Genomic DNA, 14,349 nt, shown 5'->3' with positions numbered 1-14,349 from the left:
GAGCGCGGCGCGCAACCGGGAGCGTGGGTGCTCGCCGTCTGCTCGGTTGCCGCGAAGCGGCCGGGCACACGGCGTCGATTGGAAGGGAAGCAGCTGATGGGTCCACGCAGACGACGCGGTGGCCGTCGATTCAGGCTGGTCTGCGCATCACCGTCAAGCGCGCCCGCGTGCCCAAGCCCGGGGAGCCCGACGCCCTGACGGTCCAGCAGCAGGGTGCCGTCGAGCGCGGGGCCGCCCACCGCGGCTCCCGGGACGCGGCGATCGTCGCGGTGCTGCTGTACGCCGGGGCCCAGGTGGAGGAGTACGGCCGCCTGGAGCTGGAGGACGGCTCACCGACTCCGGCATCGCCCAGGTCGTCCTGGCCGTCGGCAAGGCTGCGGACATCGACGGCCTGCGCCCGCACCGGCTCCACCACACCTTTGCCACCCACCGGCGCCAGGGCGGCGCCGACCCCGCCCAGGTCCAGGCCCTGCTCCGCTCGAGCCCCCGAAACGGGAAATCTTGGCCGGATATGACCACGACACGGGTAGGAAGGGTCGATGGGGCATTGGTGAGGTGATTCGAGATGACAGCTGGTCCTAGTGGTGGGCGACAGGTCGGCCGGTCGGGTTGCGTCCCCGGACGTGGTGTACGAGTTTCCGCTGTTCAGAGGCGTGGCGTCCTGAACTGAGACGGCCATCCCGTAATCCTTCGAGATGCGAAGTCAAGATCGAAGGAGACCAACGCGATGGCCGTCAGTGACAGTGTGGACCCTGCCGGATGGTTCGCCGAGCAGATCGGGGCGTGTGAGCCGGATCTGCTGCCCTGCCACAGGCGAACTCAAGCCCCGTGGCTTCTCCGCTGAGGAAGCCACTGATGTCATGTTAAGGAGCTTCGGCGGGCTCGTCTGCCGTGACTGGCCGTTCCGATGCGCCCGAGTCGAGCGTGTCCCGTCCGGGCATGGTCGGGAGTCACCGCCCGCGAGGTGTTGAGAATCGTTCGATTCTCAACACCTCGCAGCCTGTGAACCGCCGCCGCACTGTCCCGGATACGTCGGCGCTGGGGTTGGCTGGTGCACCGCTGCGGTGTTGGTGTCATCTGCCTGCCCTGCGGTCCGCCGTCGCGAAGGAGTTGTCCTGTGCGCCGATGGCTGTTTCCTGGCGGATGGATTGCAGGGTGGGGTAGTCGGTGTAGCCGGCTCGGCCACCCGCGAACGTCACATAGTTGTCCCGGACTGGGTTGATGGGTGCGCCGGTGCGGAGCCGTTCGACGAGGTCGGGGTTGGCCAGGAAGGGACGGCCGAGGGCGATCAGGTCGGCTCCTGCTGCCCGGAGCCGTTCGGCCGCGTTCCTGCCGCCGTCGGCTGGGATCTGATCCAGGGGCAGCACTGGGTTGGCGATCAGCGTGCCGGGCCAGTTCGCGCGGATGTGCGGGAAGAGTTGCTGGTCGGGGTCGGCGAAGGCGATGTGCAAGTAGGCCAGGCCTTTGTCGGCAACGGCCGCGACGAGTGCCGGGTACAGGATGTCGGCGTCGGCGTCGGCGATGCCGTTGAAGGTGATACCGGGGGAGATGCGCAGCCCGATGCGCTCTGGCCCGATGGCCTCGGATACGGCGTTGACGACCTCGACCACGAACCGGATGCGGTTGGCCACGGAGCCGCCATAGGCGTCGGTGCGACGGTTGGTGTTGGGAGCGAGGAACTGGTGGAGGAGGTAGCCGTTCGCGCTGTGCACCTCGACACCGGCGAAACCCGCGTCGATGGCCCGGCGGGCCGCGGCGGCGAAGTCGCCCACGGTGTTCCGGATGTCCTCAAGCGTCATCTCGCGTGGGACGACCGCGCTCTGGCGGCCGCTGGGGGTGTGGATGGTTTCCGGGAGCGGAATCGGGGAGGGGGCGAGGGGTGTCAGTCCGCTGTTGTCGGGGTGCCCGATGCGGCCGCCGTGCTGAATCTGCAGGAACATCGGGCCCCCGCCTGCGGCGTCCACCGCCTGGGTGACCTGCCGCCATCCGGCGACATGGGCGTCGGTGTGGATGGCGGTGATGTTCGGGTAGGTCTGCCCGACGGCATTGGGAGTGGACGCTTCGGCGATGATCAACCCGGCGGAGGCACGCTGAGCGTAGTAGGCGGCCATGAGCGGCGTCGCGCTGCCGTCGGCGGTGGCGCGGTTGCGGGTCATCGGCGCCATGACCAGGCGATTCGCCAGGCCGAAGGGGCCGAGCCGGTAGGGGGTGAACAGGCGTGATGTGGGCGCTGTGTCCGTCATGCCGACACCGTAGAATGTGACGTCAATGTCAGATTCAAGCTCGGACGGTGTGAGATGTGTCATGCGGATCGGTGAGCTGTCCCGGCGTACCGGGGTGAGTGAGCGGTCCTTGCGCTACTACGAGACGCAGGGCCTTTTGACGGCGGAACGCACGCCTGGCGGCCACCGCGAGTACGCGGACAGCGCCGTTGACCGCGTCGCACGGATCCAGGAGTTGTATACCGCAGGGCTGTGCAGCTCCAAGATCGCGCAGTTGCTGCCGTGTATGCGGGACGCCGACGGCGGCCCGGCTGCGACCGCCAGCGCGCGGTTGATCACCGACCTCGCCGTCGAGCGGGAGCGCATAAATCGCCAAATCCACGATCTACTCCGCTCCCGGGATGTGCTAGACGAGGTGATCATCGCAGCTTCGGGCCGCCCCAGGTCCAGCGTGAACCAGAGCAAAGACCAGCGGTAGGCGCTTGCCCGTGCCCGGGCGCGTGCTTCCAGAGTCGTCAGGCGGCGGTGAGGTCCAGCCGGGCATCCATGTCCAGGTAGAAGCGCCCGTACGGATTGATATGCGTCCAGAACAGTGGGCTGATGGCGCGTCGGTCTTCGGGGGTGAGCCGCTCGGCCCATCCGACGCCGTTGTGGTCGCCTCGCCCCACCACTCGACCTCGCGGGCCGCCAGGGTCTCGTTGACGACGCGGGCGATCGCGGCCCGCAGGTTCTCCCGGGTGATGTGGCTGGCCCGCACCCGGCGCAGCGCGCCCTCGTCCTCGCCGTGCTCGCCGGTGACGGCCATCTGCCGGATGCCCATGTTGGTGCCGAGGGCGAACAGGGCTGGCTGATGGCGCAAATGCTGCCCTCACGAGCGACCGGGGACCTGTTCGCCGGGATGTGGACCCTGCTGGCCGTGCTGGGTGCGGTCCCCAAGACGCTGGTCTGGGACAAGGAGAGCGCGATCGGTCAGTGGAAAGGCGGCCGGCCGCAGCTGACCGCCGAGGCCAACGCATTCCGCGGCATGCTGGGGATCGCGATCCACCAGTGCAAGCCCGCCGACCCCGAAGCCAAGGGCCTGGTCGAGCGGGCGAACGGGTATCTGGAGACCTCCTTCATGCCCGACCGCATCTTCGCAAACCCGAGTGACTTCAGCGCCCAGCTCACCGGCCGGCTGGCGCGAGCCAACACCCGCCATCACCGGCGGATCGAGTGCCGTCCCGCCGACCGCATCGAGGCCGATCGGGCGGCGATGGTTCCGCTTCCGCCGGTTGCTCCGGCGGTCGGCTTGCGGACTTCGACCCGGCTGGCACGCGACCACTACGTCCGGGTCGCCTCCAACGACTATTCGGTCCATCCGTCGGTGATCGGCCGTCTGGTCGAGGTCGTCGCCGACCCCGAGCAGGGAGCCGCCGCACACGAGAAGGACGCGTTCGACCCGGCGAAGGCCATCACTGAGGCCGTGGAGCGGACCAAGGCGGATCGCCGCCCGGACGACCACCGTAGCCAGTGACCGCAGAAGGGGTTGGCCATGCCACGCATCTGCCCGTCGTGCGACGGCGAGGTACCGCAGCGGACCACCGGCCGGCCTGCGACCTACTGCTCGACGGCGTGCCGTCAGGCCGCGCACCGCGCGAAGGCACGGGCCCGTACGGCCATCGAGCGCGCCGCCGAGGCGCGGGCCGGGGCGGCCCGGGACATCGAGCACGCGCTCGCCGTGCTCCATCAGGCCCGTGACGCCCTCGCCGTCCCCCTTCCAGCAGGCCAGGCAGGCCACGGCCGCCACCGTCGCCGCAGATGGTGAGTACTGGCAGATCGCCCCGCCGACCGGGTGGGAGGACCACGTCGAGGAACTGGCCGCAACGGCGAACCGGTGCGCCCGCACGGCCGCCGACCGGATCCGGGACCACCGCCGGGCGGCGGCCGTGCACGCCCAGGCGCTACGCGTCGCCGGGATACCTCCCGCGCCGGCGAGTACTCGAGGACGCGACGAAACCGGCGGCGGTTCCGTCGCCACCGCGGACGCGGCGGCCGCCGCGACGAAACCCGCCGCCCTCGGCGTCGACCGGCAGCCCGATCGAGACGCGGTGTTCGCGGTCGTGGAGGACCTCATCGACGCCGTCGACGACGTCGCGGCCGAGGGCGGGCCGCTGATGAGCGCGGTCGCCGACCCGTACGCCCGCCTGGCTGACGTGTGGGCCGCCCAGGCCGGGGACGGGCCGATCGTCGAGCTGGTCGGCGCCGCACGGGCCGTGGTGGCCGCCGCACGGCCGTACGCCACTCACCTGCCGCCCGCACTCGCCGCCGCCATCGCAAGCGCCGAGCAGGAGCTGCAGGAGGCGAGGCGATGACCGGCGCAGCGCGCGTGATGAGCCGCGGCGGCCCTGTGCGTCGTTGCGGTGGCGGTCGCCGCCGGATGCGCGGCCGGGTGCCGCCAGCAGGCGCAGGCCCGGGGCGTGGTCGTCGCCCGGCCATACCTGTACGTCGGCAGCAGCTACACCCACTACCTGCGGATCCGGCAAGCTGACGACTCGACCGTGCGCCAGCGCGTCGGGTCACGCACCTGGCACCGCTGCCATTGGCGCTGAGAATGATCATGGTCGGGTGGCGGTCCCGGCGGGACACGTTCGGGAGCGGGAGGGCGTCGCGGAGCGACAGACGGCCCGGCGTCGCGGGCTGCTGAACGGGTGCGTGTGCCCGGGCGTCTGGCGCGACGTGTCGTTTGATTGAGGTGTCTTTGGGGATGCGACGGTCGGCTCATATACCGTCGGCGTGGGTGTAATCGGCTTTAGCCTGGTGTGTGCTGGTCTGGCTGAATGGTGTTGATGTTTGAGGGGTTGGGTATGCGGCAAGCCCGGTGGTGCACGTCGAGTCGTAGTACGGGGGCGTGTGTCCAGGCCAGCCCGGCGATCCGGTGGAAGTCGGATGGGGTGATCACGCAGGGTGCGGGCGAACGCGTGGGGGCGAGGGTTTTGTGGCCCGCGGCCGGCTCGCCGGGGCGGTCCACGGCTCGGGAAGCTACCGGTCTGGCCTGGGAGCAGGCCATTAGTGTCGGCCGTATCGGCGGCACGGTTTCTGGTGGCGATGCCGGTGGTTACACGACCGCCGTTGGATCGGTGTCTGCATCGCAGGTGAACGCTTGGCGGGGTAAAGCGGGTGCGGGCCGCCATAGCCGGCCGCGCGCCGCCACGCATACCGGCGCGGTCCGGGCTGGGATTTCCGCGGATGGGACGGTTCACGGGCCGGTATCGGGTCGAGTGCGTGATGCGGCCGGTGGCGTGGTGGTTCACCTGCCCGCGGCCGGTGGCGTGTTGTCGGCGGAGCAGGTCGAAAACGATGCCGCCGCGGCCGCTGAATCGGCCAAGAACGCTGAGAAGGACCGGCTTGACGGGCCGGGCCCGGTGCCCGGACCGGAGTGGGGCAGCCGGTTCTTCTGGGTGCTGCTCACCGGCCTGTCACGTCGCTGGTCACCCACACGGCCGCTTCCGGATATGGCCTCGGCCCTGCGGTGGCCATCCGTCACCACGTGGGCGGACGTGGTCGCCTTTTTGACCAACGCCGATCCCGGCACGCACGCCTTCATCCGGCTCGGCCGCCCCAACCGGATAGGTCACGGCATCGCCGTGTACCGCACCCACGATCAGGGTCTGGTGTTGATCGATCCCCAACAACCCGCTCAACGGCCGCAGGACCGCTACACCATCATCGTCGGCACCCAGAAAGTGACCGACTGGCTCACCGACACGTACGGCACACCAGAACATCTCGGTACACGAGACGGCCTCGGCACGCGAGACGGGCTGCCGCTGATCGATGCCCACGTGCTCTTCCAGAACCCGGGCGGACAGGTGATCCACCCGCCACTCGGCCAGGCCACGCCACCATCAAAACTCGTTCAGGCCCTGACCGACCCCACCGACCCCCACACCGGGGCAAACCCGCCCCGCCGACCTTCCTCCCCACCACCGGCCTACATCGGCACCGAACCCCCGGGCTACGAGCCTGGGCAACCGCCGGACTACAGTGAGCGCAGTCCCGGTGACTGCCTGATGTACGCCCTGCACGACACGGCCTTTCACGTGTTGCCCCCGGAGGCGCACACGGTCCAAGGGATGCGAACCCGGCTCGCCGACGCCCTACGCGACACCCCCGCCTACCGGGACCGCCTGCGCGATCAAGCCCGGCAATTCCTCGCCGAAGACCACGCCAGAGCCCTGGGCCACCAGCGGGGCACCCGGGCCTGGAACCAGGCGGTCAACACCCACCTGGCCGCCTATCCAGAGCCGGACTGGGCCCAGATCATCACTGATCTGCGGACCCCCGGCTCGTGGGACAACGCGGCTGGGGACATCGCCCCCCACGTGGCCGCCTGGGTGTTCAACCTCACCATCACCGTCGACGGTCCGGACAACACCCGCCATCAGATCGGGGACCCCAACGGCACCCCCATCGGCCTATGGCGTAACGGCACCCACTGGGAACCCCTCCCAATCGATGAGGTCGCGCTCGTAGGAGGGGAAAACCAGCCGTCGCAGCCGCAGCGCCCGGTCGAATGGGACCTGCAAAGCCTGCGGCACCGCCTCCAGATGTATGAGCGTGGCCATGTCCGGATCGAGATCGATGCCCTCTACTTCCCCAGTTTCGACGGGGTGGGAGATGACGAGCTCCTCGCCCAGCTCGGCCCCGACTACGCAATAGAAAACCGGGACGGGCTTCGGTGGTTCGTCTACCGGCCGGCGGGGGCGCAGCCGCAGCGGGCCCCCGGCACCGGGGCAGACGTTTACATGGCCCTTACCGGTGACGCGATGGTTACCGGGCTTTGCGCGTCGATATCGGATCGCCAGGCTCAGATCGCTGCTGATCTCCGCAAGCAAACAGGTGGTGGGGAGGTCGATCCGGCCGTGTTGCAGGCCGCCTGCGACCGTGACCCTCAGCTGCGGGTTCTGCGGGATGCTTTGGCTTCGTGGTCCAGCGGTCCAACCGCCGCCAGCACCGGTACCGGTGCCGGTGCCGATGGGGGGTTGGAGGGGCGGATCGATGGTGCCGTTGCTGCGGCCGCGGTCTGGGCCAGGCAGGCTGATCAGGGCCGGCCTGAGGGTCCGGTGGTGGCCACGGGCGAGTGGAGGAGCCGGTACTGCTGGTTGTTTTTGACCGGGTTGGCGCGGCGGTTGTCCGCGGCGCTGCCGGATCCGGTAGCGGCCCTGCGCGGGCCGCGTTTCACCGCGTGGGATCAGGTGACCGGGGTTTTGGCCGGGGCTGATCCCGGCACGTCGGTGTATGTGGCGCTGGGGAACTTCCGGCGGCTGGGGCATGGGATCTGGATCGCACACCTTGGTGGTCGGCTTTTGAGACTGATCGATCCTGACCAGAACGCCGCTAACGGTGGCTACACCAGCATCGTCGGCACCGAAGAACAGGTACTCGCCTACCTCACCGGTGCATCGGATGAATCGGATTGGCTGGGTGAGGGGAAGGTAGGCAGCCGGGAGGGTTTGCCGTTGATCGATGCCCATGCCCATTTCAGGGCCCCCAACGGCCAGGACATCGACCTGCTCCCGCCGGCTGGGCCGGAGTCGGGATCGGCCGCCCAGGCCGTGACCGACCCCACCTTCCGCAGCGGCATCGGCATGCCCCGGCCGGCGCCCGACGATGAGGAGCGGTGGGACCGGCTTTACCAAGCAGTGGCAGCCACGGCCAGGGTAGGCCTCACGGTCAGCAAGGCCGAGAGGACGTGGGGCCAGTCTCACGACGGGGGTGCCAGCGAGGCGGCCAAGGCGGCGGTCAACGATCAGAACCAGTTGTACGCCCACGGGCTGGCACGGCACGGGAATCGTGTGTATCTCACCGGATACGTCCCCGCCGGTCCCGAGCCCACGCCGCCGGCACCGCGGGCACCGCAGGCACGCGACGATGAGGAGCGGTGGGCCCGGGTTTACCAAGCAGTGGCAGCCACGGCCGGGGTAGGCCTCACGGTCAGCAAGGCCGCGGAGAAGTGGGGCCAGTCTTACGGCGTGGGTGTCAGCGAGGCGGCCAAGGCGGCGGTCAACGATCGGGAACAGTTGTACGCCCACGGGCTGGCACGGCACGGGAATCGTGTGTATCTCACCGAACACGTCCCCGCCGGTCCCGAGCCCATTCCGCGGGCACCGCGGGCACAGCCGGCACCGCGGGCACGCGACGATGAGGAGCGGTGGACCCGGCTTTACCGAGCAGTGGAAGCCACGGCCGGGGAAGGCCTCGCGGTCAGCACGGCCGAGAGGACGTGGGGCAGGTCTCGCGGCGGGAGGGGTGCCAGCGAGGAGGCCAAGGCGGCGGTCAACGATCGGAACCAGTTGACCGCCCACGGGCTGGCACGGCACGGGGATCGTGTGTATCTCCCCGAATACGTCCCCGACGGTCTCGAGCCCCTGCCGCGGGCACCGCGGGCACCGCGGGCACGCGATGATGGGGAGCGGTGGGCCCGGGTTTACCAAGCAGTGGGAGCCACGGCCGGGGAAGGCCTCGCGGTCAGCACGGCCGCGCAGAAGTGGGGCAAGTCTCGCGACGGGCGGGGTGCCAGCGAGGAGGCCAAGGCGGCGGTCAACGATCGGGAACAGTTGAACGCCCACGGGCTGGCACGGCACGGGGATCGTGTGTATCTCCCCGAATACGTCCCCGCCGAGTCTTCGAGGAGCACGCGAGCTGCCTACGACAACCCCGTCTACGACAACCCCGTCTACGACAACCCGGCCCTGGGCCCCGCCTACCCCGTCCTCTCTTCTCGCCCCGGCCCCGCCACTGTCCCGGCCTTCGGCGACTTCAGCCAGCCCACGGGGCCGATGTGGGAGCTTCAGGAGATTGCCGACTCGGCGGTTCAGTCGGGTGTTGTCCTTTATCACGATTACCTTGCTGATGTTATGGCCCGGGGGTTCACTGAGCCCGACGCGGCGGAGGCGTGGAATCGCGCGTCGGATCCCTACCGCGGCTCCGGCTATGCCGGAGGGGGTTCCTCTTTCGGACACGGCGGCTACACCGGTGTCTTCAGGGCCGATGTGAGCGATGGGATGACGGCTGGGCTTCGCGCGTCGATATCGGATCGCCAGGCTCAGATCGCTGCTGATCTCCGCAAGCAAACGGGTGGTGGGACGGTCGATCCGGTCACCTTGTCGACCGCCTACGACCGTGACCCCCAACTACGGGTTCTGCGGGATACTTTGGCTTCGTGGCCCAGCGATCCAACCGCCACCCGCACCCCGGCCACCACCCCGGCTCGCACCGATACCACCAACCGCGCCCCGGCCGCGCATATCGACCTCGATCCCGGCAGTGGCATCTCCTGGGTTACCGCCACCTACAGTGCCCGCAGACCCAATGGCGAGGTGATCCCCCTACACCAGCAACGCTGCGTCAGCGTCGCTGTCATCACCTCAGGGCCGAAGCCTCGATAGTCCTCCCGGTCGCCGTGAGCATGACGAGCGGACCACCAAGCGCCGTCTGTGGAGTTTCCGCAGTCTCGACCCCGCACAGCCGTCCAAAACGCAACGCTCAGTGTCGACGGCCGCCCGCCGGGCCTCAACCCCGGTCGTCCCCTGCAGCACTCACCCCGCCATGATCAGCACTCCAGACCGGGCCCGGACCAGCTACCGGAACAGCACATTCACATTCCGCCAGACCAGCACTCGACCTGTCCACCACACAGCAGTCCACTGACCGCCCACCAGCACAAACCCTGGCCACCAGCCAGCACTTTCAAGACCACCCACCAGCGCTCACCGATGCCCGCCAGCAGCCGGTGCCGACGTCGCCGCTGCCACCGACGATCCGCTCGTCCGTCATGCCGCGCCTCCCCGGCAGGCTTGATTTCCACGATGACCGCTTCACATCCGCGACCGAGGTCACGATTCGGGCTCATCACTCTGTGTCCCGAAAAGCCGGACGTACCGTCGTCCCCCGGGTACCTTGATCACCTATGGCTCTGCGGTACGCGGTCCTCGCGCTCTCACTCGTCACCCTCGCGGGCTGTGGCGGCACCGGCGGCGGCGCCCGCGACGTGTCCGCCCACCAGACGACGCCGGCCACGGCGCAGGCGGCCTCCTGGTGGCGGCCGAAGGCCGGCGTCAGCTGGCAGTGGCAGCTCAGCGGGAAGATCGACACGTCGGTCCAGGCGAGCGTTTACGACATCGACATGTTCGAGACGCCGAAGTCGACGGTGACCGCGCTGCACGGCAAGGGGCGCAAGGTCATCTGCTACGTCAGCGCCGGCTCGGTGGAGCAGGGGCGGCCGGACTACACGTCCTTCCCCAAGTCCGTCATCGGCAAGAAGCTCGACGGCTGGCCGAAGGAGCGCTGGCTCGACATCCGTAGGCTCGACGTGCTGCAGAAGATCTGGGCCAAGCGCCTGGACCAGTGCAAGGCGAAGGGCTTCGACGGCGTCGAGCCGGACAACGTCGACGCCTACCAGGCCGACTCGGGTTTCCCGCTCACCGCGAAGCAGCAACTGGCGTTCAACCGCATGCTGGCGCGCGTCGCCCACCAGAAGGGCCTCGCGGTCGGGCTGAAGAACGACCTCGACCAGATCCCCTCCCTGGTCAAGGACTTCGACTTCGCGGTGAACGAGCAGTGCGCGGAGTACAAGGAGTGCTCCACCCTCAAGCCGTTCATCGCGGCGGGCAAGCCCGTCTTCCACGCCGAGTACAACCTGCCGCTCAGCAGGTTCTGCCCCGAGTCCAAGCGCCTGCGCCTCAGCTCGATCAAGAAGACCCTCGACCTCACCGCCAAGCGCCAGGCCTGCCCCTGATCCGTGAAGTGATCCGCCGGTAGGCCCCCGGCCCCGGTTGCGCCGGCGTGCCGTGAGGTTATCTACCGGACAGCCCGAGATGAACGGTCGCGATGCGATCCCAGACGTAAGAGTGGCCCACCCGCTCCTGACTGACCAGGTCGATCGCGTCGATCCGGATGTCGATCGGGATCGGCGGAGGCTGCATCGCCCCGATCACCGGTTCCGCTGGAGCCTCCGCGTTGCTGTAGGCGACGGAGAGATGTGGCACCCAGTCCGGGTCGTCAGCGAGCCGATTGGTACGTACGGTCGTGGCCACAGCCTGCCTGACTTCTGCCCGCACCGCGTCCAGTCCATCTCTTGGAACGACGCTGAGAACCACCGCCTCGCTGTGGAACAACGGACGCCCCAGGCTGACCTCCGCCGGTTCTACCGATCGCAAGCGTTCGGATACGGCAGTGATCATGGCCTGCACCTCTGAGTCGCTGATCTCATCCACGAAGCCGACGATCTGCGTCGTCATGTGGAGCCAAGGGGCCGGCACGGGATCCAGCCCCGGAAGGCCGGCGAGACGGTCTCGGCACTCTGCAACGAGCCTCCCGACGTCCGGCCGATCGCTGAACAAGATGTGCCACACATAAAGCCGACGCCCTGGGCGTACACCGGGGCGCCACCACCAATGATCCGTCATCATCCTGTTCGGCAGAGGACTCATGGAGGTCTTCCTCTCACGCCGGCTCGGATCGCATCGCTTGCCGTACCGCTTCGAACTGCTCGTGGAAGGCCGCGATCTCAGGAGCGTTGCTCCGCTCGGCCCGCAGCGACCGGTCGAGTTCGGCCACACGCCACACGTTGGAGGGCACCAGGCGACCCGACTTGACGGCCAACCGGCCGAGGTGTGCCGCCTCTTCCGCCTCATGACGTGCGAGCAGGATCATCGCGAGGTCCACACGGGCGGTCGCCACACGTCGCGGGCGGCCGAGGCGCCCCTCCTCGCGAATAACGCGGCGGGCGCACCGCTCGGCCTCATCGGAGCCGTCACCGAGCCAGGCCAACGTCGTAGCCGTGTAGGAAGTGAGCTTGCTCGGGTCGAAGACGAAGTGGTGATCAGGCCACTCCGGCCGAAGCCTGTCCGCCATCGCCTCAGCGTGCTCTAATGCCGCGAGAGTTCGGTCCTTGTCCCCCAGGCGGGCCGAAGCTCGGGCCGTCTGGGCGATGAGTTGGGCCGCTGCGGAGGAGACCGCATCGGCGTTCATCAGGCCGGCTTGGCAATGCTCCAACGCGTCGGGATAGCGGCCGTCGAGAAGTGCCTGCCACGCCTTGATCTCGAAGCTCCAAGCGATGAGATCACGATGACCCGCGTGCTCACCCGCCCGGCGCGCCGTTTCGCTGCTCAGTTCGGACGCACGCCGCTGACCGAGGTCTTCGTGAACACAAGCGGTGAGGAGCGCCAGCAGACCACCGACGGCGATCAGGTCTCGACGCTGCGTCAGCGTGGCGCGCCCGTCGATCAACCTGGTCAGGTAATGCCGATAGGTGCGGATTTGAGGCAGCAGTTCCGTCGGCTTCTGTGACGTGTACTGACGGCACAGCCGGTGGATGCCGAGTTGAACGCCCTCAACGGTGGACGGCCCAACGTCGGATGCTTCGACCCGGCGGATGAATTCCAGTGCGTCGAGTTCGTCGCTCGTTTCAGGCTCCTGTCCGGCAACAGGAGTAGGCGAGGGAAAGAGGTCCTCTTCCGCCATGGCGAACGCGCGGCAGTAGAGCAGTCGGTAGCGCTCGGAGATGCCGACGGCGCCGCGCTCCGGTTGCGTCCACGCAGGTGAGGAGGCACTCGTGGTCGGGGAGCGAGCCACGGGTCTCACCGGCGGCCCGCGCGAGCCGGCGTGCCATTTCCGGTTTGTCCCAGCCGCGAGCCTTGCGTTCGGCGCGAACGCGCTCGGCGTGCAGCCGGCGCGTGTCTGTCGACATCCTCCAGCACCTCCGCTGACGCCCCAGAACACCGGAGGCGTGTTCTGTCTTGTTCCCGCATTGTCCCCTGCCGCTCTCACCGACGCATCGGTTTCACTGAAAGTCACCGAACGGCTACACGAATGGGGAAAGGGGGCCGCGACGGTGACCGATTCGACGACAGACCCACAGGCAGGAGTGGCCCGGATCGAACGGACGATCCGGGCACGGCTCGACGAACTCGCGGAGACTCTACGGAAACAGAGCCTGGCGGTGCGGGTAGGGACCAGCGCGCTGGTGGCCTGGAACCCTGCGGCGTCGGCAACCGACGACCCGCGTGGACAGGCCATGAATCCCGGCCTGTCGCAGTACGTCGCCATCGCTCCGGACGGCGGATCCCTGCATTGGTACTGGTGCTGGACGGGCCCCACCCGCGACGCACCGCTGGAGACCGAGTACATGTGCCCGGCCGAGGAGATCGACCGCGCCGCCGTCCTGATCACCAAGGTGCTGCGGGTCGACGACCACGACGAAGGCCGGCCATGACGGACCTCTGCGCCGGGCGGTCTTACCCTGGCCAAGGATCCGATACGCGCGTCGATCAGATCTCACCGCCCACCCTGCCGTACGCTCCCGAGGCGGGGATGTGGCTGGCGCGGCTACGGGCCGAGTTCCCTCGCTGGGGGATCCTGTTCGATCCGTGGAGATCCGCCTGGATAGCGGTGCGGGGTCGGCGGCAGATCGAGGTCGCGCCCACCGCTATCGCGTTACGCGACACGTTGCAGGCGCTACGGTCACGCAGGCACCGCTGACCAGGGGGAGGACGCATGCCGGATCGGTACCGGTCCATCATCGACGTGCACGTCATCCTCGAACGCGGCACCGAGATCCTTCTCCTGGAACGCCAGGGCACCGGATACTGCGACGGCATGTTCCACCTGCACAGCGGCCATCTCGACGAAGGAGAGCCCGTCACCGAAGGCGCCGCCCGTGAAGCCCGCGAGGAGGTCGGTGTCCGGATCGAGCCGGGAGACCTGCGGCTGGCCACCGTCGTCCACCACCGGCAGCGGCCCGACCTCGCCCGCCTCGGCATGTTCTTCGCGACCGACCGGTGGGACGGAGAGCCCTACAACGCCGAGCCCCACAAGTGCGGCACGCTCCTGTGGTGTGACCCGGTCCTGCTGCCGTCGAACACGATCGACTACCCGGCAGCCGGCATCAAGGCCTATCTGGCCGGTACATCGATCACGATCCACGACTGGTGACCGCGACGCTTCGGGGGCTCGGTGACTTTGACGCTTCTATGTTCTGTCAAGCGGCCTTCGCAGCCGGTGCTGGGCCGTTTTCGAGGGCCCGGAAGATCCTGCGGGCGAGATAGCGCTTGAGGCAGCGGATGGCTTCGCGGCGGGTTTTGCCTTG

The 14,349-nt window shown here is 68.6% G+C and carries 12 protein-coding genes and 2 pseudogenes; 9 read left to right on the top strand and 5 right to left on the bottom strand.

Going from position 1 to position 14,349, the window contains the following annotated elements; genetic code table 11:
* Positions 1–167 precede the first annotated feature (167 nt).
* Entirely contained in the window at positions 168–515 is a 348-nt protein-coding gene (locus NDW01_RS41295) for a hypothetical protein (protein WP_252830003.1), read from the top strand.
* 558 nt (positions 516–1,073) lie between these two features.
* Here the strand turns inward: NDW01_RS41295 and NDW01_RS41290 are convergent.
* Positions 1,074–2,243 (bottom strand): alkene reductase, encoded by a 1,170-nt coding sequence (locus tag NDW01_RS41290; protein WP_406567813.1) that lies wholly within the window; start codon positions 2,241–2,243, stop codon positions 1,074–1,076.
* 25 nt (positions 2,244–2,268) lie between these two features.
* Between NDW01_RS41290 and NDW01_RS41285 the strand changes: the two genes are divergently transcribed.
* The gene (locus NDW01_RS41285) at positions 2,269–2,700 is read left to right on the top strand and encodes a MerR family transcriptional regulator (RefSeq protein WP_406567811.1); all 432 of its coding nucleotides are present in this window, start codon (positions 2,269–2,271) and stop codon (positions 2,698–2,700) included.
* 37 nt (positions 2,701–2,737) lie between these two features.
* Here NDW01_RS41285 and NDW01_RS44180 read toward each other — a convergent pair whose 3' ends face one another.
* Positions 2,738–2,890: a transposase gene (locus NDW01_RS44180; protein ID WP_252830045.1), complete on the bottom strand. Its 153-nt coding sequence runs from the start codon at positions 2,888–2,890 to the stop codon at positions 2,738–2,740.
* Between the two features lie 20 nt (positions 2,891–2,910).
* Positions 2,911–3,027: pseudogene (locus NDW01_RS44175) on the bottom strand (hypothetical protein); the annotation flags it as partial.
* Positions 3,028–3,066: 39 nt separating this feature from the next.
* On the opposite strand from NDW01_RS44175, the pseudogene NDW01_RS41270 reads away from it, so the two are divergent.
* The 5 genes and pseudogenes from NDW01_RS41270 to NDW01_RS41250 form a co-directional block, all read left to right on the top strand.
* Positions 3,067–3,627: pseudogene (locus NDW01_RS41270) on the top strand (Mu transposase domain-containing protein); the annotation flags it as partial.
* Positions 3,628–3,753: 126 nt separating this feature from the next.
* A complete protein-coding gene (locus tag NDW01_RS41265) occupies positions 3,754–4,026 on the top strand; it encodes a hypothetical protein (protein ID WP_252829998.1) in 273 nt (90 codons plus the stop codon).
* On the top strand, positions 3,956–4,573 hold the full coding sequence (locus NDW01_RS41260) for a hypothetical protein (protein WP_252829996.1): 618 nt from the start codon (positions 3,956–3,958) through the stop codon (positions 4,571–4,573). The genes NDW01_RS41265 and NDW01_RS41260 overlap by 71 nt, the downstream gene beginning before the upstream one ends.
* Positions 4,574–5,479: 906 nt before the next feature.
* Entirely contained in the window at positions 5,480–9,649 is a 4,170-nt protein-coding gene (locus NDW01_RS41255) for a hypothetical protein (RefSeq protein WP_252829995.1), read from the top strand.
* A gap of 521 nt (positions 9,650–10,170) precedes the next feature.
* Positions 10,171–10,998: an endo alpha-1,4 polygalactosaminidase gene (locus NDW01_RS41250; protein WP_252829994.1), complete on the top strand. Its 828-nt coding sequence runs from the start codon at positions 10,171–10,173 to the stop codon at positions 10,996–10,998.
* A 58-nt stretch (positions 10,999–11,056) separates the two neighbouring features.
* On the opposite strand, the gene NDW01_RS41245 is transcribed toward NDW01_RS41250, so the two are convergent.
* Together NDW01_RS41245 and NDW01_RS41240 are read right to left on the bottom strand one after the other, a co-directional pair.
* Entirely contained in the window at positions 11,057–11,668 is a 612-nt protein-coding gene (locus NDW01_RS41245) for a 2'-5' RNA ligase family protein (protein ID WP_256514431.1), read from the bottom strand.
* A gap of 37 nt (positions 11,669–11,705) precedes the next feature.
* On the bottom strand, positions 11,706–12,725 hold the full coding sequence (locus NDW01_RS41240) for a hypothetical protein (RefSeq protein ID WP_252829992.1): 1,020 nt from the start codon (positions 12,723–12,725) through the stop codon (positions 11,706–11,708).
* A 91-nt stretch (positions 12,726–12,816) separates the two neighbouring features.
* Here NDW01_RS41240 and NDW01_RS41235 point away from each other — a divergent pair, with 91 nt between their 5' ends.
* Entirely contained in the window at positions 12,817–13,476 is a 660-nt protein-coding gene (locus NDW01_RS41235) for a hypothetical protein (protein ID WP_252829991.1), read from the top strand.
* A gap of 281 nt (positions 13,477–13,757) precedes the next feature.
* A complete protein-coding gene (locus NDW01_RS41230; protein WP_252829990.1) occupies positions 13,758–14,195 on the top strand; it encodes an NUDIX hydrolase in 438 nt (145 codons plus the stop codon).
* Positions 14,196–14,349 lie beyond the last annotated feature (154 nt).

Source organism: Actinoallomurus soli (assembly GCF_024055715.1).
GTDB classification, from domain to species: Bacteria; Actinomycetota; Actinomycetes; order Streptosporangiales; family Streptosporangiaceae; genus Actinoallomurus; species Actinoallomurus soli.
Note: the sequence above shows the minus strand (reverse complement) of the source record. Positions and strands in the feature narration are given on the sequence as shown.

Excerpts from the sequence above, each read along its gene's own strand:
- NDW01_RS41240 (WP_252829992.1), bottom strand. The coding sequence starts at position 12,725 with ATGGCGGAAGAGGACCTCTTTCCCTCGCCTACTCCTGTTGCCGGACAG.
- NDW01_RS41290 (WP_406567813.1), bottom strand. The coding sequence starts at position 2,243 with ATGACGGACACAGCGCCCACATCACGCCTGTTCACCCCCTACCGGCTC.
- NDW01_RS41250 (WP_252829994.1), top strand. The coding sequence starts at position 10,171 with ATGGCTCTGCGGTACGCGGTCCTCGCGCTCTCACTCGTCACCCTCGCG.
- NDW01_RS41245 (WP_256514431.1), bottom strand. The coding sequence starts at position 11,668 with ATGACGGATCATTGGTGGTGGCGCCCCGGTGTACGCCCAGGGCGTCGG.
- NDW01_RS41265 (WP_252829998.1), top strand. The coding sequence starts at position 3,754 with ATGCCACGCATCTGCCCGTCGTGCGACGGCGAGGTACCGCAGCGGACC.
- NDW01_RS41285 (WP_406567811.1), top strand. The coding sequence starts at position 2,269 with ATGTCAGATTCAAGCTCGGACGGTGTGAGATGTGTCATGCGGATCGGT.
- NDW01_RS41230 (WP_252829990.1), top strand. The coding sequence starts at position 13,758 with ATGCCGGATCGGTACCGGTCCATCATCGACGTGCACGTCATCCTCGAA.